This window comes from Lutibacter litoralis, assembly GCF_014646675.1.
GTDB classification, from domain to species: Bacteria; Bacteroidota; Bacteroidia; order Flavobacteriales; family Flavobacteriaceae; genus Lutibacter; species Lutibacter litoralis.
In genome coordinates this window covers 1-1264 of the sequence record NZ_BMNS01000025.1, presented here as the reverse complement: position 1 = coordinate 1264, position 1264 = coordinate 1, and the positions used below count along the sequence as shown (strand labels likewise).

The 1264-nt window shown below is 30.2% G+C and carries 1 protein-coding gene; it reads left to right on the top strand.

What is annotated here, in order from left to right:
• Positions 1–59 precede the first annotated feature (59 nt).
• Positions 60–1234 (top strand): IS3 family transposase gene (locus tag IEW75_RS15670; protein WP_134246586.1). Its coding sequence is split into 2 segments (ribosomal slippage): positions 60–309 and positions 309–1234, totalling 1176 coding nucleotides; the frame shifts between segments, so codons are not numbered across the junction.
• The last annotated feature ends 30 nt before the right edge of the window (positions 1235–1264 follow it).

Genomic DNA, 1264 nt, shown 5'->3' with positions numbered 1-1264 from the left:
TGGAATACCTACATTTATAGTTACAGTTAAAACAGCTCATAAATTAATATATTTGAATTATGAGTAAAACAAAAAGGTACGACAAGGAATTTAAAGTTATGTTAGTAGAATTGATGCTTTCAGGTCATAGTGCAGAAGATTTGGGAAAAGAATATGGTGTCCATCCAGCAAGTATACGTGGTTGGAAAAGATCTTATTTATCAAACAAAGAATCTTTTACTGGCTCAGGAACTCCAAGCTTAACACCAGAAGAAAAAGAGATTCGAGAATTGAAAAGGCGTCTTAGAGATGCTGAGATGGAGAGAGATATCTTAAAAAAGGCGGTGAGCATCTTCTCCAAGAACGACAGGAAAAGTACAGGTTTATAAATAAATATAGAACCAATTACCCTGTTGAGAAGATGTGTGAAATTTTAAGAATCAGTAGAAATTCATATTATCAATGGCAAAGAAATAGTAACAAAATAAAGATCTCTAAAACAAAAATACTTAAAGCTAAAATTAATCAGATATGGATAGAAAATCGTAAAGTATATGGAAGTTATAAAATTACTAAAATCTTAGCTAGAGCGGGGTATAATTATCATCCATCATATATTTCAAGACTTATGCAACAAATGGGAATAAGGAGCCAGTCTAAAAGAAAATATGTAGTTACTACTGACTCTAATCATAAATATAATATTAGTCCAAATGTTTTAGACAGGAATTTTAAGGTTGAGGAATTAGGAAAGGTCTGGGTCTCCGATATTACCTACATAAGATGTAAAAATAGATGGATTTACTTAACAACAATGATAGATTTAGCGGATAGAAAAATTATAGGATGGTCTTTAAGTAATGATATGACAGTAAAAAACACTGTTTATAAGGCTTGGGTAAAAGCTAGAAAAAACAGAAATATCGCAGATGATTTTATTTTCCATTCAGACCGAGGTATCCAATACGCTGCGGATAAAATGACATCTATATTTAATACTAATAAAAAAATAACCCAAAGTATGAGTAGAAAAGGGAATTGTTGGGATAATGCAGTCGCTGAAAGCTTTTTTAAAACGATTAAATGTGAATTAGTTTATAGGACATACTTTAATAATTTTATTCAAGCACATCAAGAAATTAGTGGCTACATTCTTTGGTACAATACTAAAAGAATACATCAAACACTTGGTTATTTAACTCCTTTAGAAACAGAAAGAAGATTATTAAAAAACAAGATTAAACGAGCTGCTTAAATTTGTAATCTTTTTTGTAGGAATACCATA